Source organism: Actinomycetospora aeridis, assembly GCF_037400275.1.
Lineage (GTDB): Bacteria > Actinomycetota > Actinomycetes > Mycobacteriales > Pseudonocardiaceae > Actinomycetospora > Actinomycetospora aeridis.
In genome coordinates, this window is sequence record NZ_JBBEGL010000001.1 from 446,268 (window position 1) to 462,421 (window position 16,154).

A 16,154-nucleotide genomic window follows, 5' to 3' on the forward strand; every position below is an offset into this window, starting at 1 on the left:
ATGGAAACGTGTTGCTCTCCGGACATGGATCTCGCGACCGTCACGTCCGCGCTGCGCTATCCCGACACCCTGATCCTCGAGGCCGACGGCGACGTCTACGCCATCTGTGACCCCGACGGGACCTACGAGCAGCGGCCCCGGAACGGGTGGGCCACGGTGGTCACCTCCGACGCCCACGATGCCGCCTCGGATCTCTCCCGGCCCGGCGTGTACCGCCTGAACATCGGGCTGCCGCCCGACCGCGCGGCCGAGGTGGTCGGGGGACGGACCGACTCGGCCGAGCACGACCTCACGGCGCTCGACGTGCTGATGCCGCACCCCGTCTACGGCGAGTACGGCTTCGTCTGCGTGCTCAACCCGGACACGACCTGGCCCGAGGTGGCGGGCCTGCTCGACGAGGCGCACGCCCACGCCGCGGCGCGGGAGGGCGCGCGGCGACCGCGGAAGGGTCAGTAGACCTCGTGCGGCTGCGGCCGGACGGCCTCGACGTCGGTGGGGAAGCGCGAGGACGGCACGTCGATCCGGCGGGAGCTCTCGGCGGCCTCGACCAGCGCCCGCAGGAAACGCTCGACCTCGGGGCCGCCGTCGGTGGCGACGACGCGCGCGCCGCGCTCGGTGGCGCCGACCGGGGTACCGATCAGCTCGAGACCGGGCTCCGGGCCCTCGGCGCGGGTGACCTCGAGCTGGTGGAGGCGGTGGAACGTCACCTGCGCGTCGCCGGCGTCCTCCCGGTCAGGGTCGTGCTCGGTGACCACGAGGACCTCGGAGGTCAGTAGCATCTCGGTGGTCCGGCGGCGCGGACGGCCCCGGCCGAACCAGCCGCTCGAGCCCGTGACCACGTCGGTGCGCACCGCGTGCGTCACCTCGGGCAGCGGGTCGTGGCGCAGGCCCCGCACCTCGGCCTGCTCCTGGATCAGCGAGATGACGGCGCTCGGCAGGCTGTGCACGCCGATCACGCGCGACGACGGCTGACGGTGGGTCCCCACGACACCCTCCCCCTGCGCGCCGGGAGCCGGGGTTCCGTCACCCGGAGGTGCTCGCGGCGTCGCACGGGTGAGTTCGGGGTGAGTCGAGTGCGTGTTACATCGACCATCCGGCCGGGGGACAGTGACGTATGACCTCCGACGAGCCCGAGGACCTCGCGCGGGCGGCCGACCTCCTCGCCCGCGCCGGGCGCGTGACCGTCCTGACGGGCGCCGGCGTGTCCACCGATTCGGGCATCCCGGACTTCCGCGGGCCGCAGGGCGTGTGGACGCGCAACCCGGCCGCGGAGCGGCTCTCCACCTACCAGGCCTACGTCGAGGACCCCGAGGTGCGACGGGAGTCGTGGCGCCAGCGCGCGGTGCACCCGATCTGGGACGCCCGGCCCGGACCGGCGCACACAGCGCTGGTCGACCTCGAGCGCTCGGGCCGGCTGGTCGCGCTGCTCACCCAGAACATCGACGAGCTGCACCAGGCGGCCGGGTCGTCACCCGACCTCGTCGTCGAGCTGCACGGCACCATGCACCACACCCAGTGCCTGTCGTGCGGCGCCCGCGCGCCGATGGGGGAGGCCCTCGCGCGCGTCGCGGCCGGGGAGGACGACCCGCCGTGCCCGGAGTGCGGCGGCATCCTGAAGTCGGCGACGATCTCGTTCGGCCAGAACCTCGACGCCGGCGTGATCATGCGGGCGCAGCAGGCGGCGGCCGACACCGACGTGCTGCTCGCCGTGGGCACCTCGCTCGGCGTGCACCCGGCGGCCGGCGTCGTCGACCTCGCGGCCGCGGCCGGGGCGGCGGTGATCATCGTCAACGGCGAGCCGACCCCGTACGACGACGTCGCGACGGTGGTGCTGCGCGGCGGCGTCGGGGAGATCCTGCCGCGTCTCGTCGACGGGCTGTGAGGTCAGCGTCCGAAGTCGTTCAGGACGCGCTGGAACGGCGCCGGCTGCACGGCGACATCACCGAGGAACGGCTGGTCGATCGCGATGGCGACGAACAGGAGCACGCCGATCGTGGCCGCGAGGCTGCCCGTCATGAACAGGTGCAGCGCGGTGCTGCGCAACCCGAAGATCATCCCGAACGCGATGGTGACGACGCCGCCCAGCACCAGCGCCACCCACAGGACACCGGGGAGGCCCTGGCCGACGAAGTCGAGGCGCTGGGAGCGGAACGAGACGAGCTCGGCGAACCGGTCGGCCTCGACGGCGATGTACTGCTGCTGGATCGGCGTGTCGGCGGGCAGCGTGGCGAGGTGCGCGGCGGTGCGGTCGAGCACGGCGGCGACCGCCGGGTGGCCGGGGTCGCCGTCCCCCATCGCGGGCCACTCCTGGGTGATCACGGCCGTCGCGTAGTCGCGGACGTCGCCCTGGATCTGCTCGCGGACCTCGGGCGGGAACGCGACGCTCTCGCGGTAGAGGCCGCGCAGCGCGCTCGCCTCCTGGCCGACGATCTCGCCCGCCTGGCTGAACTGCTGCCACGTCACCACGACGACGAACGCCAGCAGGACGGCGTAGATGACGCCGACGATCGCGATCAGGTAACCGGCGACGTCGTTGTGCTCGCCCTCGGCGAGGTGCGGCCACCGGCGGCGCACGAGCACCTGCAGGCCCGTGACCAGCACCGGACCGACGACGACGAGCAGGACGAAGAGCAGCCAGATGGGGAGCATGGTCATCGGGGCCCCGGGTGCGCGGCGGGCACGGGCGGAGCCTAGCGGCTGATCGCGCCCCCGACCCCGGTGCTGCACGCCGACGGACACGGGCGCACGATCAGCCCATGCCTTCTCTCGACCTCGCCCAGGTGCCGCAGCGTCTCGCCACGGGCGCCTTCATCCTCAACTCGGGCCTCCAGAAGTGGTCCGGCGACGAGGAGACCGCGGCCGGCATCCACGGCTTCGCGGCGGGCACCTACCCGTTCCTCAAGGACATGGACCCGCCCACGTTCCTCAAGGCGCTCGCCGCCGGGGAGATCGCGGTCGGCAGCGCGTTGCTGGCGCCGTTCGTGTCCGGTCGCGTCGCCGGTCTCGCGCTGACCGGCTTCTCGGCGGGCCTGCTCGGGCTCTACCTGCGCACGCCCGGCATGCACGACGGGAACTTCCGGCCGACCCAGCAGGGCACGCCCATCGCGAAGGACATCTGGATGCTCGGCATCGGCACCGCGTTGGTGCTGGGCACAGGCAGGCAGCGCGCGGAGAAGAAGGCGCAGAAGAAGGCGGAGAAGCAGGTCCGCAAGGCCGACCAGCGCGCGGCGCAGGCCGAGGCGAAGGTCGCGAAGAAGCAGCGGGCCCTGCAGGCCTGACTTTGCGGGGCCGAGGTGCGGCGCGAGACTGGACGCGTGGCCGCACAGCTCGACGATCTGCGCCGGCGCGTCCGCGCGCTGGGGACGGTCGTGGTCGCGTTCTCCGGCGGGGTCGACTCGTCGGTGGTCGCCGCGGTCGCGGCCGAGCAGCTGGGCCCGCGGGCGCGGGCGGTCACGGCCGTGTCGCCCGCGCTGGCGACCGGCGAGCTCGACGGCGCGCGGCACGTCGCCCGCGTCCTCGGGATCGCGCACGAGGTCGTCGACACCGCGGAGCTCGAGCGCCCCGGGTACCGGCGCAACGACCGCGACCGCTGCTACCACTGCAAGTCCGAGCTCTACGACCGGCTGGGCGCGCTCGCCGGTGACGGCGCGGTCGTCGTCTCCGGGGCCAACGCCGACGACCTCGGCGACTGGCGTCCCGGCCTCCGCGCCGCCGCCGAGCACGGCGTACGCCACCCGCTGGTGGAGGCCGGCGTCGGCAAGGAGGCGGTGCGCGCGATCGCCCGCCTCCTCGGCGTCCCGAGCGCGGAGAAGCCCGCGTCCCCCTGCCTGGCGTCGCGCCTGCCGTACGGGACGGAGGTCAGCGTCGACGTCCTGGCGCTGGTCGACCGGGCGGAGTCGGCGCTCAAGGCGCTGGGCCACCGCCTCCTGCGGGTGCGCCACCTCGGGCCGGCCGCGCGGGTGGAGCTGGGCGACGACGAGCTCGCCGCGCTCGACGACGACGGGCGCGCGCGGATCCGGGCGGCGGTGCGGGGCGCCGGGTACGACGAGGTGGTCGTCGACGACCGGCCGCTGCGCTCGGGCTCGCTCAACCTGGTGCTGACCCCGGTGGAGGGTCGGTGACCGAGTCGTTCGCCGACCTCGACCACGACCGGCGGCGGCGTACCGGCGTCCCCGAGGTCGTGCTCGGGGAGGGGAAGACCACCGAGCAGACGCTCGCCCTGCTCGCGGGCCTGCGTGCCGGCGACCCGTCCGGGCCCGCCCTCGCCACCCGCTGCCCCGACGGCGTGCTCGCCGCGGCGCCCGGCGCGTTCCCCGGCGAGGCGGTGACCATCGACGAGCACGGGCGCACCGTCGTCGTCGGCGACCTCCCGGCCCCGGCCGGGCGCACGGTCGTCCTCACCGCCGGCACGGCCGACCTCCCGGTCGCCCGCGAGTGCACGACGACGCTCGCCGTGCTCGGCATCGCCGCCGACCTGGTCCCCGACGTCGGCGTCGCCGGACTGCACCGGCTGCTCGGGCGCCTCGACCGGCTCCGCGACGCGCACGCCGTGGTGGTCGTGGCGGGGATGGACGGGGCGCTGCCCAGCGTCGTCGCCGGCCTGGTCGCCGCGCCGGTGGTCGGGGTGCCGACGAGCACGGGCTACGGCGTCGCGGCCGGCGGGCTCGCGGCGGCGGGCGCCATGCTGGCCACCTGCAGCCCGGGCCTGGTGGTTGTCAACGTCGACAACGGCTTCGGCGCGGCCGTGCACGCCGCCCGGATCGAGGGGCTCGTGGCCGGTGGGTGAGGCCGGGTGGGTCGACGCCACCGCCGGCGCCGCCGGCGACATGCTGCTCGCGGCACTGGTCGACGCGGGCGCCGCCGAGGACCGGGTACGGGCGTCGGTCGCCGCGCTCGGGATCCCGGGGCTCGACGTGCGTACCGAGGACGACCGGCGCGGCGGCCTGCGCTGCCGGCGCGCGCACGTCACCGTGCCGGACGACCCGGGACACCGGCGGCTGCCCGACATCCTCGCGCTGGTCGACCGCGCCGACCTCCCGCCACGGGCCCGGGACGCCGCGCACCGGACGTTCACGCTGCTCGCGGCGGCGGAGGCCGCGGTGCACGGCACCGACCCCGCGACCGTCACCCTCCACGAGGTCGGCGCCCACGACGCGCTCGCCGACGTCGTCGGGGTGGTGAGCGCGGCCGACGACCTCGGGCTGCTCGCCGACGGCGCGACGCTCGCCTGCTCGCCCCTGGCCGCCGGCAGCGGCACGGTCCGCGCCGCGCACGGGCGGCTCCCGGTGCCCGTGCCCGCGGTGGTCGAGCTCGCCGCCCGCCACGGGCTCGCGTTGGGCGGCGACGACCCCGGCGGTGACCTCGCCGGCGAGCGGACCACCCCGACCGGCGCGGCGCTGCTCGCCGCCCTCGCCCGGCCCGGCCCGTTCCCGGCGATGACCGTGCGGGCGGTCGGCGTCGGCGGGGGAGCGCGCGACACCCCGGACCGCCCCAACGTCACCCGCGTCGTCCTCGGCGCCGCCCGGAGCGCCGAGGGGGTGCGGACCGGGGAGGTCGTCGTCCTCGAGGCGACCGTCGACGACCTCGATCCCCAGCTCTGGCCCTCGGTGCTCGAGGCCGTCCGCGCGGCGGGCGCCTGGGACTGCTGGACGAGCCCGATCGTCGCCCGGCACGGACGGCCCGGGCACGTGCTCTCGGCGGTGTGCGACGAGGCGGTGCGCCCGGCCGTCGCCGACGCGGTCTTCCGGCACACCACGACCATCGGTCTGCGCTGGTCGGCGTGGCAGCGCGAGACCCTGCCGCGGCGGGCGGTGACCGTGGTCGTCGGCGGGCACGACGTCACCGTCAAGGTCGCGCGGCTCGCCGACGGGACCGAGCGGGCGAAGCCGGAGATCGCCGACGTCGAGGCCGCGGCCCGCGCCCTGGGTGTCCCGGTCGCGGAGGTCGCCGCGCGCGCCCGGGACGCGCTCAGCCGGTCGTGACCGTGACGGGCGGGCTGCCGCGCAGGGTGTTGGTGACGTAGCAGACCCGCGAGGCGACGGTCGCGAGCCGCTCGAGCTCCTCGCCGGCGGGCGCCTCCGCGTGCACCGCGATGTCGATCGCGGTGAAGCGCGGACCGTCGTAGGTGCCCGTCGCGTCCACCGTCAGGCCCCGCAGGTCGATCCCGCGCTTGGCCGCGGTGTGGGCCAGGGCCAGGGTGAAGCACGACGCGACCGCGCCGAGGAGCAGCTCGGTGGGCTGCGGGCCCAGCCCGGTGCCGCCGGCCGACGGAGGCTCGTCGACGACGAGGGGGAAGCCGCCGGCGTCGACGGTGCAGCGCATGCCGCCCTCCCAGACGGCACCGACGCGGCGCTGCTTCACCGCGTTCCGCCCGCGTGCAACACCCGTGCAACACCACAGAGCACAGTGGCTCGGGTCACAGCAGCAGTGTGCTGGGGGAGGTCACCATGTCCCGTTCCGTCGCGAGCGACGTCGTCGTCCCGCTGTCCGCGGACCTCGGCGCCGTGCGGTGCGGCTGTCCCGCCACGCTGCGGGGCAGCGCCCACCACGACCGGCTGCTCGCGGTGGAGTCGGACCCCGACGCCGTGCTCGACCTCCTCGAGATCGCCGTGACCTGGGGGGAGCTGGACTACTCGGGCGCCGAGGTGGTGCCCCCGGAGTCGTGGCTCGACTTCGCGTCCGACCACGTGTGGCGCTGCCCGGACCGCGCGCTGCGGCTGTTCGCCCTCGCCGCGGACGTCGCGCTGCGGGGCGCGCCGGCGCCGCTGCGGTGCGTCCTCTGAGCCGGTCACCGGTCGTCCCGCGCCAGGCGGGTGACGCCCTCGCGCGTCAGGTCGAACGCCTCGGCCACCTCGTCGCCGCGACGCAGGCGCACCCGCCCGGTGTCGTCGATGCGCCCCACCACGGCCGCCTCGAGCCCGCGCGCCCGGAACGGGGCGACCGCGTCGGCCTCGCGTCCCGGGGGCACGCACAGCAGGAAGCAGAAGCTCGGGAAGCAGGTCAGCCAGTCGCCGACGTCGACACCTGCGGGGGTCGGGACGGCGTCGAGGTCCACCTCGACCCCGAACGTGCCCCACTCCAGCAGCATCGCCAGCGAGCCGACGAGGCCCGCCATGCTGACGTCCTTGGCGGCCACCGCGGCGCCGGAGCGCGCGATCTCGGCGAGCACCCGGACGTCGCCGGCGCAGCGCTCGCCGCGCTGCTCGAAGGCGGGGAAGAACGGGAAGTCGGCGCGCATCGTGCCGTCGAGGGCGGCCGCGACGACGAGGCTCTGGCCCGGCGTCACGCGCGTCACCGAGAGCGGTTCGCCCCCGACCTCGCCGACCGCGAACGCCGACACCGACGGCTCGCCGTCGTGGCGGGTGAGGTGCCCGCCGAGGACCGGGACGTCGAACAGCCGGCACGCGTGCTTCATGCCCTCGAGGACGGCGCGCGCGTGGCCCTCGGTGGCGCTCACGGTGTTGACGATGCCCCGCGGCTCGGCCCCCATGGCGGCGACGTCGTTGACGTTGGTCAGCACCGCGGCGAAGCCCGCGCCCCAGGGGTCGCCGGCCACGAACGGCGGCCACAGCGCCTCCCCGCAGGCGACGACCCGGCCACCGGCGGTCTCCACCACCGCGCCGTCGTCGCCCGGCCCGCCCAGCCAGTCCGCGCCGCCGAACACCTCGCTGACCAGCCCGATCGCCGCCTTCCCGCGCGTGCCGGGGTGGGTGGCGACGCGGTGGGCGAGCGCGGAGAGGTCGCGCGTGGCGGCTGCGGCAGGGAGCACCGGGGTCACGTCCCGTCGTCATCGATAGTGGTTGTTCGTTCATTATGTGATCTAACATCGGCTCATGGCGACCCCGAGCTTCCTGACGCTGCCTGACCGGTCGTCCGCGCCGCGGACGGTCGGGCTCACGCACGTCCTCGACCCCGGGGTGGGCCCGAGCGCGGCGGCCGACCTGCTCGCCGGCGCCGGCGCGTTCGTCGACATCTGGAAGACCGGCTGGGGCACCGCTTACGTCGACCCGCGGATCGCCGAGAAGATCGCGGTGCTCGACGGGCACGGCGTGGCGTCGTGCCTCGGCGGCACGCTGCTGGAGATCGCGTGGGCGCAGGGCGTCGCCGAGCAGTGCCTGGCGTGGGCGCACGGCGTCGGGTTCCGCCACGTCGAGGTCTCCCGCGGCACGGTGCCGATGACCGTCGCCGACAAGCGCGCGCTGGTGGAGCGGGCGGCGGACCGCTTCGCGGTGGTCACCGAGGTCGGCGCCAAGGACCCCGACCAGCAGCACACCCTCGAGCAGTGGCGCGACGAGGCCGCCGCCGACCGCGAGGCCGGCGCCCACCTCGTCGTCGCCGAGGGGCGCCAGAGCGGCACCGTCGGGATCTTCGACGCCGACGGTGGCGTGCGCGAGGACGTCGTCGACGCCCTGGCCGGCGCCGTCGGCCCGGCGCACCTCGTGTTCGAGGCGCCGCGCGCGCACCAGCAGGCGTGGTTCGTGCGCCGCTTCGGGCCCGACGTCAACCTCGGCAACATCGCCCTCGAGGACGTGCTCGGGCTGGAGACCCTGCGCCTCGGGCTGCGCTCGGACACCGCCGCGGCGACCGTCCCCGCCGCGATCTCCGCGGAGCTCGGCCGATGACCAACCTCGTCCCCGGGCGCTACCGCGGCGTCGCCGTGGCCCGTGCGCCGCTGCCCTACGACGAGGCGACGCTGCGCGAGCGCTACCTCGGCCGCGAGGCCTACTGGAAGACGCGGTTCCTGGTGGTGCGCCCGCCCGGGGACGGCGACGGCCCGGTGGCGCTGCTGGGCGTCACCCGCGCCGGGGACGACCAGCTGTTCAGCCCGATCGTCGACGTGCGCCTGCTGGCGGGGCCGGACGAGACCGTGCTGCTGCACCGTCCCGAGATCGACACCGGGGTGCCGACGCAGCTCGCGGCCGCCGCGGCGGAGGTGCCCGCGGCGCGCGCCGTCGTCGTGCAGGGGCGCTACGAGCACGTGAACTTCATCCTCGACGCCCGCCCGCTGCCGGTCACCGTGCGGGAGGTGGTGCCGCCGCGCCCCGCGAAGCTCGCCGACCAGGCCCGCCGCGTGCTCGAGCTCGCCGAGGACCTCCCGCCGATCGCGCTGACGCCGCACGTCGTCGACCTGGCCGACCTCGCCGCGGCCCACCCGGCGGCGCACTACCTGCTGCCCTGTCGCGGCGGCGGGGGCGAGGTGCCCGGGGCCGCCGTGTCGTACCTCGACGAACGACCGCCCGAGGCCGACTGGACGCTGCTGGGCTGCGAGCGCTCGCGCCAGATCCACCGCTGGTTCTACGGCCGCGAGGCGCCATCCGTCGACACGTGCCCCCTGGCTGCGGTCGGGGCCGAGGGAGGCGGCGCCGTGCTCACCAAGTGCTGCCTGCAGCAGGAGGACCTCGCCGAGGGCAGCGTCGAGGGCCCGGACGGCACGACGCGGTGGGTGTCGGTGCCGTGGGGGTCGTCGCTCGAGCACGTCCGCGAGGCCCTCGGCCGTCTCGCGCGGCGGGAGGAGCCGTCGTGGTCGCCCGCCTGACCGACTCGCCCGTCTACGCCCACCTCTGGAGCACCCCCGAGCTCACCGCGCTGCTCGGCGAGGAGGCGCGCTGGCAGGCGTGGCTCGACGTCCTCGTCGCGCTCGCGCGCGTACAGGCGCGGGCCGGGATCGTGCCGGCCGAGGCGGCCGAGCAGATCGCTCGCCGGGCGCGGGTCGAGGAGCTCGACTGGGACGAGGTCGCCGCGCAGACCCGCGCGACGTCGCACTCCACGCTCGGGCTGATCCGGGGCCTGCAGGCCGTGCTGCCCGAGACCGCGCGCGAGCACGTCTACGTCGGCGCGACGGTGCAGGACGTCACCGACACCTGGTTCGGCACGGTGATGCGCGACGTCGGGGCGATCGTGCGCCGCGACGTGCGCCTGCTCGAGGAGCGCGTGCTCGCGCTCGCCGCCACCCACCGGGCGACCCCGATCGCGGGACGGACGCACGGGCAGCCCGGGGCGCCGGTGACGTTCGGACTCAAGGCCGCGTCGTGGGCCGACGAGCTGCGCCGGCACGTCGAGCGCCTCGACGAGGGGCGCCCGCGCTGGGCGGTCGGGCAGCTCGCCGGCGCCGTCGGCGCATTGGCCTTCCACGACGACGAGGGCGTCGACCCGCTCGCCCTGCGGGCCGCGTTCTGCGCGGAGCTCGGGCTCGGCGACCCGGGGATCTCCTGGACGACGAGCCGCGACCGCGTCGCCGAGTTCGGCGGTGTGCTCGCGATGGTCGCCGGCACGCTCGCGCGCATCGGCGGCGAGGTCTACGAGCTGGCGCGCCCGGAGATCGGCGAGCTCGCCGAGCCGACCTCCCCGACCGCCGTCGGCAGCATCACGATGCCGCACAAGCGCAACCCCGAGGCGAGCGAGCACCTCGACACCCTCGCGCGGCTGGCGCGGTCGTCGGCCGGCGTGCTGCTCGAGAGCATGGTCGCCGCGCACGAGCGCGACGGGCGGGCGTGGAAGGCGGAGTGGGCGGCGCTGCCGGAGGTCTGCCTGCTCGTCGGGACGGCGGCCGCGCTGGCGCGGACCCTGGTCGACGGGCTCGAGGTGCACGCCGACGCGATGGCGGCCAACCTCGCCCGCCACGGCGACCGGCTGGGCTCCGAGCGCGTGCTCGCAGCGCTCTCCCCGCGGCTGGGCAAGCACGCCGCGCAGGACCTGCTCCAGTCGCTGCTCCGCGACGGCGGTGACCTCGCCGGCGAGCTGGCGGCCCGGGGGATCGCGAGCGCCGACGAGGTGCGGGGCTGGCTCGCGCGCCCGGCCGACCGGGTGGCGGTGGCGATGGTGGACGCGGTCGTGGCGCGCGGGCGGGACACGTGAACCGCTTCGCGCTCGGCATCCTGCCGACCCCGCTCGTGCGGGCCGACCGGCTGCGCGCGGCCGTGGGCTGCGGCCCCCTGTGGGTCAAGCGCGACGACCTCCTCGGGTTCGCGGTGGCGGGCAACAAGGTCCGCGCGCTGGAGCACCTGCTGGGCGACGCCCGCGCCCGCGGCCGCGACGTGCTCGTCACCGGCGGCGGGCCCGACTCGAACTTCGTCGCCGCGGCGGCCCAGGCGGCGCGGGTCGCCGGCCTGGACTGCGAGCTGGTGGTGTGGGGCGACCCGCACGGCACGACGAACCTGGCGCTGGCGACCGCCGCGGGCGCGCGCATCCACCCGCTCGGCTCGGACGACCGGGGTCGTGTCGACGGCGAGGTGGCGCGCCTCGGGGCGGAGCTGGAACGCGAGGGCCGGCGCCCGCTCGCCGTGCCCCGCGGCGGGGCGACGCCCGTGGGCGCCCTCGGGTTCGCGTGCGCCGCGGCGGAGGTCGTCGCGCAGTGGACCGAGGCGCAGGCCCCGACCGTGGTGATCCCCGTCGGCTCCGGCGGCAGCGTCGCGGGCCTGCTGGCGGGCCTCGCGGGCACCGGCTGGCGGGTGCTCGGGGCGTCGGTGAGCCGCCCGCCCGACGAGATCACCGCCGCGGTCCTCGCCCTCGCCGGGGCGACGGCGGCGCTCCTGGACTCGCCGCCGCCGTGTCGCGAGCAGCTGACGATCGTCGATGCCCGGGGTCCCGGCTTCGGGGTGGCGTCGCCCGCCGACCGCGCCGCCGCCGACCTCGTCCTGCGCACCGAGGGCCTGCTGCTCGACGACACCTACGGGGCGAAGGCCGCGGCCGTGGCGATCGAGCACGTCGCGCACGCCGGCCCCGACCCGACCCTCCTGTGGTCCACCGGCGGCCTCGTCTCCGCCCTCTCCCATGTGAGCGAACTTCGGGGCTATCGCCCCGAAGTTCGCTCACATAGCCCGGAAGGAGCACCGTGAGCGCCCACCGCGACGAGGGGCCGCCGGTCGGCGGTCCCGCCCCCGAGCTCGTGGCGTCGGGGTTCGCGCTCGAGAACGCCGACGCCCCGTTCCTGCACCGCGGGCTCAACCTCGCCGACATCGCGCACGTGCTCGACCTCTCCCGCCGGGGCCTCGTCCCCGCCGCGGCGCAGCGGGCGCTGCTGGAGCTGCTCCTGGTCGCCCAGGCGACCCCGGCCGAGGAGTTCCCCTACGACCCGGAGCTCGGTGAGCCCTACAACTCCCGCGAGGCGTGGTTCGTCTCCCAGCTCGGCGACGTCGCGGGCTGGCTGCACGCCGGGCGGCCGCGGCGCGAGGCCGTCCGGATCGCGCTGCGCCTGCACGTGCGGCACCAGATCGCGGAGCTCGTCGGCGAGGCGGTCCGGTTCGGGCGCGACGCGGTGGCGCGCGCCGAGGAGCACACCGAGACGGTGATGCCCGACCAGACCTACCTGCAGCACGCCCAGCCCTCGACGTTCGCCCACTACCTGCTCTCGTTCGTCTACTCCACCGTGCGCGACGGGCAGCGCCTGCTCGCCGAGCTCGACTGGGTCGATACGAGCCCGGGCGGCGCCGGCTGCGTCAACGGCACCCGGCTGCTGGAGGACCGCGCGTTCGTCGCCGAGGCGCTCGGGTTCGACGGCGTCATCGAGCACACCCGGGACGCGATGTGGCAGGTCGACGGGCTGATCTCCGTGCTCGCGGTGGCCTCCAGCCTCGTCTCGAACCTCTCCAAGCTCGCCGAGGACCTGGAGATCTGGTCGTCCAGCGAGTTCGACTACGTCGACCTCGACCACGGCTTCACGCGCGCCAGCGTGCTCATGCCGCAGAAGCGCAACCCGTACTCGCTCTCGATCATCCGCGGGGCGTCCGGCGTGCTCATCGGGCGCCTGTCGGGCTTCCTCGCGGTGAGCAAGAGCCCGTCGGCGCGCAGCGACAACCTGATCTACGCCTACGGCGAGGTCCCCCGCGCGCTCGACCTCACGCTGCGCATCACCCGGCTCGCCGCGGGCGTCGTGCGCACCCTGCGCGTCAACGCCGACCGGCTCGCCGAGGAGGTCCGCGGCGGGTACAGCCAGGCCACCGACCTCGCCGAGCACCTCGTGCAGACCTGCGACGTCGACTACCGCACCGCCTACCTCGTCGTCGGGCGCGCGGTGCGCACCGCGAGCCGGGCCGGCGTCCCCGGCGTCGAGATCACCGGCGAGATGCTCGACCGCGCGGCGCTCGAGCACACCGGCCGTGCGCTCGGGCTCGCCGGGACCGACCTCACCGGCGCGCTCGACCCGTGGCGGATCGTGCTCTCCCGCGACGCGCAGGGCGGCGCCGCGCCCGCCGCGGTCGCGCGCATGACCGCCGACCTCACCCACCGGCTCGACCAGCTCGACGCCCGGGCCCGCGAGCGCCTCGCCGCGTTCGACGGGGCCGAGACCGCGCTGCTCGACGCCGTCCGCCAGGCCACCACCCCCGAGAGCGCCGAGAGGGAGTCCCGATGACCGCACCCGTCCGAGCCCTGCCCGACGAGATCGCCGTGGTGAACGTCGGGCTGCCGATGTTCGCCGACGCGGTCCGCGCCCAGGGCGGCACCGTCACCCACGTCGACTGGCGCCCGCCCGCCGGCGGCGACCCGGACGCCGTGCGGGCCCTGACGCGCCTGTACGCCGACCCGTCGGTCGACGTCGCCAACGCCGAGGTCCTGCGCCGCCTCGACACCGGCGTGCCGTTCCTGACCGGCGTGCGCCGCGCCGACGAGGTCGTGCCCGGGGTCGAGGGGCGGATGCTGCTGCACTGCGGCCCGGCGGTCGACTGGGCGCAGGCCTGCGACCCGCTGCGCCGCTCGATGCGCGCCGCGACCGTCGCCGAGGGATGGGCCGCCGACGTCGCCGCGGCCGACCGCCTGCTCGCCGAGGGCGGCGTGCGCCTCGAGCCCGCCAACCACCACGACATGGTCGTGCCCATGGCCAGCGCGATCGGGCCGTCGGCCCCGGTGCTCGTCGTGGAGCTCACCGCCGACGACGGCCTCGTGCGCTCGTTCGCGCCGATCAACCAGGGCCCCGGCGAGGTGCCCTGGTTCGGCCGCGACACCGACGCCGCGATCGCCCGCCTGCGCCTGCTGCGCGACGCCGTCGGCCCGGCGCTCGCCGCCGTGCTGCAGCGATCCGGACCCCTCGACGTCCTGGCCCTCGCGGCGCAGGGCATCGCCATGGGCGACGACCTGCACATGCGCACCCAGGCGGCCACCAACCTGCTCGCGCGCACCTGGCTCGGGCACGTCGCGGCCCTGCCCGACGACGTCCGCGGCCCCTTCGCCGACTTCCTCGCCGGCAACCACCTGTTCTTCCTCACCCCGGCGATGGCCGCGGCGAAGGCGCTGACGCTGTGGGCGGGGCGCGTGCCGGGCTCGTCGATCGTCACCTCGATGGCCCGCAACGGCACGACCTTCGGCATCCGCCTGCCGGGCTCCGACCGCTGGTACACGACGGCCGCGCCGCCGGTCGGCGACGCGCTCTACTACTCCGGCCTCGGCCCGGACGACGCGGCGCCCGACATCGGCGACAGCGCCGTCCTCGAGCTCGTGGGCCTCGGCGGGCCGGCCGCGGCGAACTCGCCGGCCGTCGCGGCGTTCCTCGGCGGCTCGATGGCCGACGCCGCCGCGGCCACCGACGCGTTCCGGCGCATCTGCGTGGGGGCGAGCAGCCGGTTCACGCTGCCCGCGGCGGGGTTCGCCGGGACGCCGGTCGGGGTCGACCTGCGCAAGGTGGTGGCGACGGGCGTCACCCCGAAGGTCAACACCGGGATCCTCGCGGCGTCGTCGGGGCAGGGCCAGGTCGGCGCCGGGGTGGCGACGGCGCCGCTGGCCTGCTTCACCGAGGCCCTGCACGCGCTCGCCGGATGATCATCGACGCCGGTCTCGGTGCCGCCGGCCTGCTGCGCCGCCCGGTGACCGGGCGCGTCGTGTCGGTGCATCGCCGGGCGGCCTACCTGCGCCTGGACGGCGAGCTGGTCGCGCTCGTCGCGCCCGGCGTCGACGCGGGGCCGATCCACGTCCGGTGCGCGGCGCTGCCGCCGTGCCGGGTGGGCGAGGCGGTCACGGGCGACGGCACCCGGCTCGCGGGGGAGCGGTGGGCGGTCCGCGGACCGGGGGCGGTGTGGCGCGGGACGCTGCCGCGGGCGTTCGGCGACACCGCCCTCGCCCGGGACGCGCTCGTGCCCGGCGAGATGATCGGGACCGCGGCACGGGCGGGGAGCCTCGAGGAGCTCGCCGCGGCCGTCGGCGGGCGGGGTCCGGGCCTCACGCCGGCCGGTGACGACGTGCTCGCCGGCGTGCTGCTGGTGGCGCGGGCCGCGGGCGTCGGCGAGGAACGCCTCCGGTCGCTGACGGACACCGTGCGGACCACCGAGGTCGCGCGGGCGTTCCTGACCTGGGCCGCGCGGGGGCAGTCGGTCGCGCCCGCGCACGTCTGGCTGCACGCGGTCGCCGCCGGCGACCGAACTGCCGCGACCCGCGCGCTGACCAGGCTGCACCGCCTCGGCGCCGACTCCGGCCGGCACCTCGCGGCCGGGATGGCGCTCGGGCTGGGTCAGCTGCCCCGCGTCGTGAGCCAGACCGCGCGCGCCGCCGCGGGTCCGGGATTGCGCCAGCGGGTGTGACGGTCGGCGGGGAACTGGATGGTGTCGCCGGCGCCCAGGACGTGGCGCTCCCCGGCGACCTCCACCTCGAGGCTGCCGTGGAGCAGGTGCACCAGCTCCTCGCCGGCCTGCGGCCCCCCGGACGTGCCCTCCGCGCCGGCGTCCACGACCACCGCGGCGCCACCCACCCGGAAGCGCTCCGGCGCGGCGGTGATCGCGGTGCGGGTGGTGCCGGCGTCGTCGGCGACCACCGTGCCCGCCCCGGCGGCGACCACGGACGCCACGGTCGTGGGGGCCTCGTCGCCGACGAAGTGGCCGATGGGCCGCTCGAGGGCGTCCGCGAGCTTCAGCAGCGTCGTGATCGTCGGGACCATGTCGCCGCGCTCCACCTTGTGGATGGCGGCCGCCGACACGTCGGCGCGCCGCGCGAGCTGCTGGAGCGACAGGCCGGCCTGTTGGCGCAGGTCACGCACCTTGGGGCCGATCGCGTCGACCACCGTCTCCCAGCCGGCCGGTGTCCCGGCGGAGCCCGCGGGCTCGGCTGCTGATCGGGCCATGGCGCTACTCCTTGACACCCACGACGCGGTCAGTATGGTCAACACGCATCAACTTTGGTGGACATCCTGTCGGATCCGGCGCGTGGCGTCGACCGGCTCCGAGCCACGCATCGTA

At 76.3% G+C, this 16,154-nt stretch carries 19 protein-coding genes; 14 read left to right on the forward strand and 5 right to left on the reverse strand.

The window, feature by feature from the left end; genetic code table 11:
• Positions 1 to 24: 24 nt before the first annotated feature.
• Positions 25 to 456 carry a DUF6194 family protein gene (locus tag WCD41_RS02110; protein WP_337711721.1) on the forward strand — a complete coding sequence of 144 codons (432 nt, stop codon included), beginning with the start codon at positions 25 to 27 and terminating at the stop codon, positions 454 to 456.
• Here the strand turns inward: WCD41_RS02110 and WCD41_RS02115 are convergent.
• Positions 450 to 986 (reverse strand): hypothetical protein, encoded by a 537-nt coding sequence (locus tag WCD41_RS02115; RefSeq protein WP_337711722.1) that lies wholly within the window; start codon positions 984 to 986, stop codon positions 450 to 452. The two genes, WCD41_RS02110 and WCD41_RS02115, sit on opposite strands and share 7 nt — an antisense overlap.
• Positions 987 to 1,114: 128 nt before the next feature.
• On the opposite strand from WCD41_RS02115, the gene WCD41_RS02120 reads away from it, so the two are divergent.
• Positions 1,115 to 1,882: an SIR2 family NAD-dependent protein deacylase gene (locus tag WCD41_RS02120; protein WP_337711723.1), complete on the forward strand. Its 768-nt coding sequence runs from the start codon at positions 1,115 to 1,117 to the stop codon at positions 1,880 to 1,882.
• Positions 1,883 to 1,884: 2 nt separating this feature from the next.
• Here the strand turns inward: WCD41_RS02120 and WCD41_RS02125 are convergent, their stop codons facing one another.
• Positions 1,885 to 2,655 carry a bestrophin-like domain gene (locus tag WCD41_RS02125; protein ID WP_337711724.1) on the reverse strand — a complete coding sequence of 257 codons (771 nt, stop codon included), beginning with the start codon at positions 2,653 to 2,655 and terminating at the stop codon, positions 1,885 to 1,887.
• Positions 2,656 to 2,756: 101 nt separating this feature from the next.
• Between WCD41_RS02125 and WCD41_RS02130 the strand changes: the two genes are divergently transcribed.
• The 4 genes from WCD41_RS02130 to larC are packed head-to-tail and all read left to right on the forward strand — an operon-like array spanning position 2,757 to position 5,981.
• Positions 2,757 to 3,278, forward strand: coding sequence for a hypothetical protein (locus tag WCD41_RS02130; RefSeq protein ID WP_337711725.1), 522 nt, complete (start codon positions 2,757 to 2,759; stop codon positions 3,276 to 3,278).
• 36 nt (positions 3,279 to 3,314) lie between these two features.
• A complete protein-coding gene (gene larE / locus WCD41_RS02135; RefSeq protein ID WP_337711726.1) occupies positions 3,315 to 4,121 on the forward strand; it encodes an ATP-dependent sacrificial sulfur transferase LarE in 807 nt (268 codons plus the stop codon).
• Positions 4,118 to 4,786: a nickel pincer cofactor biosynthesis protein LarB gene (gene larB / locus WCD41_RS02140; protein WP_337711727.1), complete on the forward strand. Its 669-nt coding sequence runs from the start codon at positions 4,118 to 4,120 to the stop codon at positions 4,784 to 4,786. The genes larE and larB overlap by 4 nt, the downstream gene beginning before the upstream one ends.
• On the forward strand, positions 4,779 to 5,981 hold the full coding sequence (gene larC / locus WCD41_RS02145) for a nickel pincer cofactor biosynthesis protein LarC (protein ID WP_337711728.1): 1,203 nt from the start codon (positions 4,779 to 4,781) through the stop codon (positions 5,979 to 5,981). Before larB ends, larC begins: the two co-directional genes overlap by 8 nt.
• Here the strand turns inward: larC and WCD41_RS02150 are convergent.
• Positions 5,968 to 6,360, reverse strand: coding sequence for an OsmC family protein (locus tag WCD41_RS02150; protein ID WP_337711729.1), 393 nt, complete (start codon positions 6,358 to 6,360; stop codon positions 5,968 to 5,970). The two genes, larC and WCD41_RS02150, sit on opposite strands and share 14 nt — an antisense overlap.
• An 86-nt stretch (positions 6,361 to 6,446) precedes the next feature.
• Here WCD41_RS02150 and WCD41_RS02155 point away from each other — a divergent pair, with 86 nt between their 5' ends.
• Complete coding sequence (locus WCD41_RS02155) at positions 6,447 to 6,782, forward strand: hypothetical protein (protein ID WP_337711730.1); 336 nt, start codon at positions 6,447 to 6,449, stop codon at positions 6,780 to 6,782.
• Positions 6,783 to 6,787: 5 nt separating this feature from the next.
• On the opposite strand, the gene WCD41_RS02160 is transcribed toward WCD41_RS02155, so the two are convergent.
• The gene (locus WCD41_RS02160; RefSeq protein ID WP_337711731.1) at positions 6,788 to 7,768 is read right to left on the reverse strand and encodes an AIR synthase related protein; all 981 of its coding nucleotides are present in this window, start codon (positions 7,766 to 7,768) and stop codon (positions 6,788 to 6,790) included.
• A gap of 64 nt (positions 7,769 to 7,832) precedes the next feature.
• On the opposite strand from WCD41_RS02160, the gene WCD41_RS02165 reads away from it, so the two are divergent.
• From WCD41_RS02165 to WCD41_RS02195, 7 genes are read left to right on the forward strand one after another with little or no spacing between them, the layout of a single operon-like run.
• A complete protein-coding gene (locus WCD41_RS02165; protein WP_337711732.1) occupies positions 7,833 to 8,621 on the forward strand; it encodes a phosphosulfolactate synthase in 789 nt (262 codons plus the stop codon).
• The gene (locus WCD41_RS02170; protein WP_337711733.1) at positions 8,618 to 9,535 is read left to right on the forward strand and encodes an XcbA family protein; all 918 of its coding nucleotides are present in this window, start codon (positions 8,618 to 8,620) and stop codon (positions 9,533 to 9,535) included. Before WCD41_RS02165 ends, WCD41_RS02170 begins: the two co-directional genes overlap by 4 nt.
• Complete coding sequence (locus WCD41_RS02175; RefSeq protein ID WP_337711734.1) at positions 9,520 to 10,854, forward strand: class-II fumarase/aspartase family protein; 1,335 nt, start codon at positions 9,520 to 9,522, stop codon at positions 10,852 to 10,854. The genes WCD41_RS02170 and WCD41_RS02175 overlap by 16 nt, the downstream gene beginning before the upstream one ends.
• Complete coding sequence (locus tag WCD41_RS02180) at positions 10,851 to 11,834, forward strand: 1-aminocyclopropane-1-carboxylate deaminase/D-cysteine desulfhydrase (protein WP_337711735.1); 984 nt, start codon at positions 10,851 to 10,853, stop codon at positions 11,832 to 11,834. The genes WCD41_RS02175 and WCD41_RS02180 overlap by 4 nt, the downstream gene beginning before the upstream one ends.
• A complete protein-coding gene (argH, locus tag WCD41_RS02185) occupies positions 11,831 to 13,348 on the forward strand; it encodes an argininosuccinate lyase (RefSeq protein WP_337711736.1) in 1,518 nt (505 codons plus the stop codon). Before WCD41_RS02180 ends, argH begins: the two co-directional genes overlap by 4 nt.
• A complete protein-coding gene (locus WCD41_RS02190; protein ID WP_337711737.1) occupies positions 13,345 to 14,748 on the forward strand; it encodes a YlbE family protein in 1,404 nt (467 codons plus the stop codon). Before argH ends, WCD41_RS02190 begins: the two co-directional genes overlap by 4 nt.
• Positions 14,745 to 15,503 (forward strand): oxamate carbamoyltransferase subunit AllH family protein, encoded by a 759-nt coding sequence (locus WCD41_RS02195; RefSeq protein WP_337711738.1) that lies wholly within the window; start codon positions 14,745 to 14,747, stop codon positions 15,501 to 15,503. Before WCD41_RS02190 ends, WCD41_RS02195 begins: the two co-directional genes overlap by 4 nt.
• On the opposite strand, the gene WCD41_RS02200 is transcribed toward WCD41_RS02195, so the two are convergent.
• Complete coding sequence (locus WCD41_RS02200) at positions 15,434 to 16,039, reverse strand: helix-turn-helix domain-containing protein (protein WP_337711739.1); 606 nt, start codon at positions 16,037 to 16,039, stop codon at positions 15,434 to 15,436. The two genes, WCD41_RS02195 and WCD41_RS02200, sit on opposite strands and share 70 nt — an antisense overlap.
• Between the last annotated feature and the right edge of the window lie 115 nt (positions 16,040 to 16,154).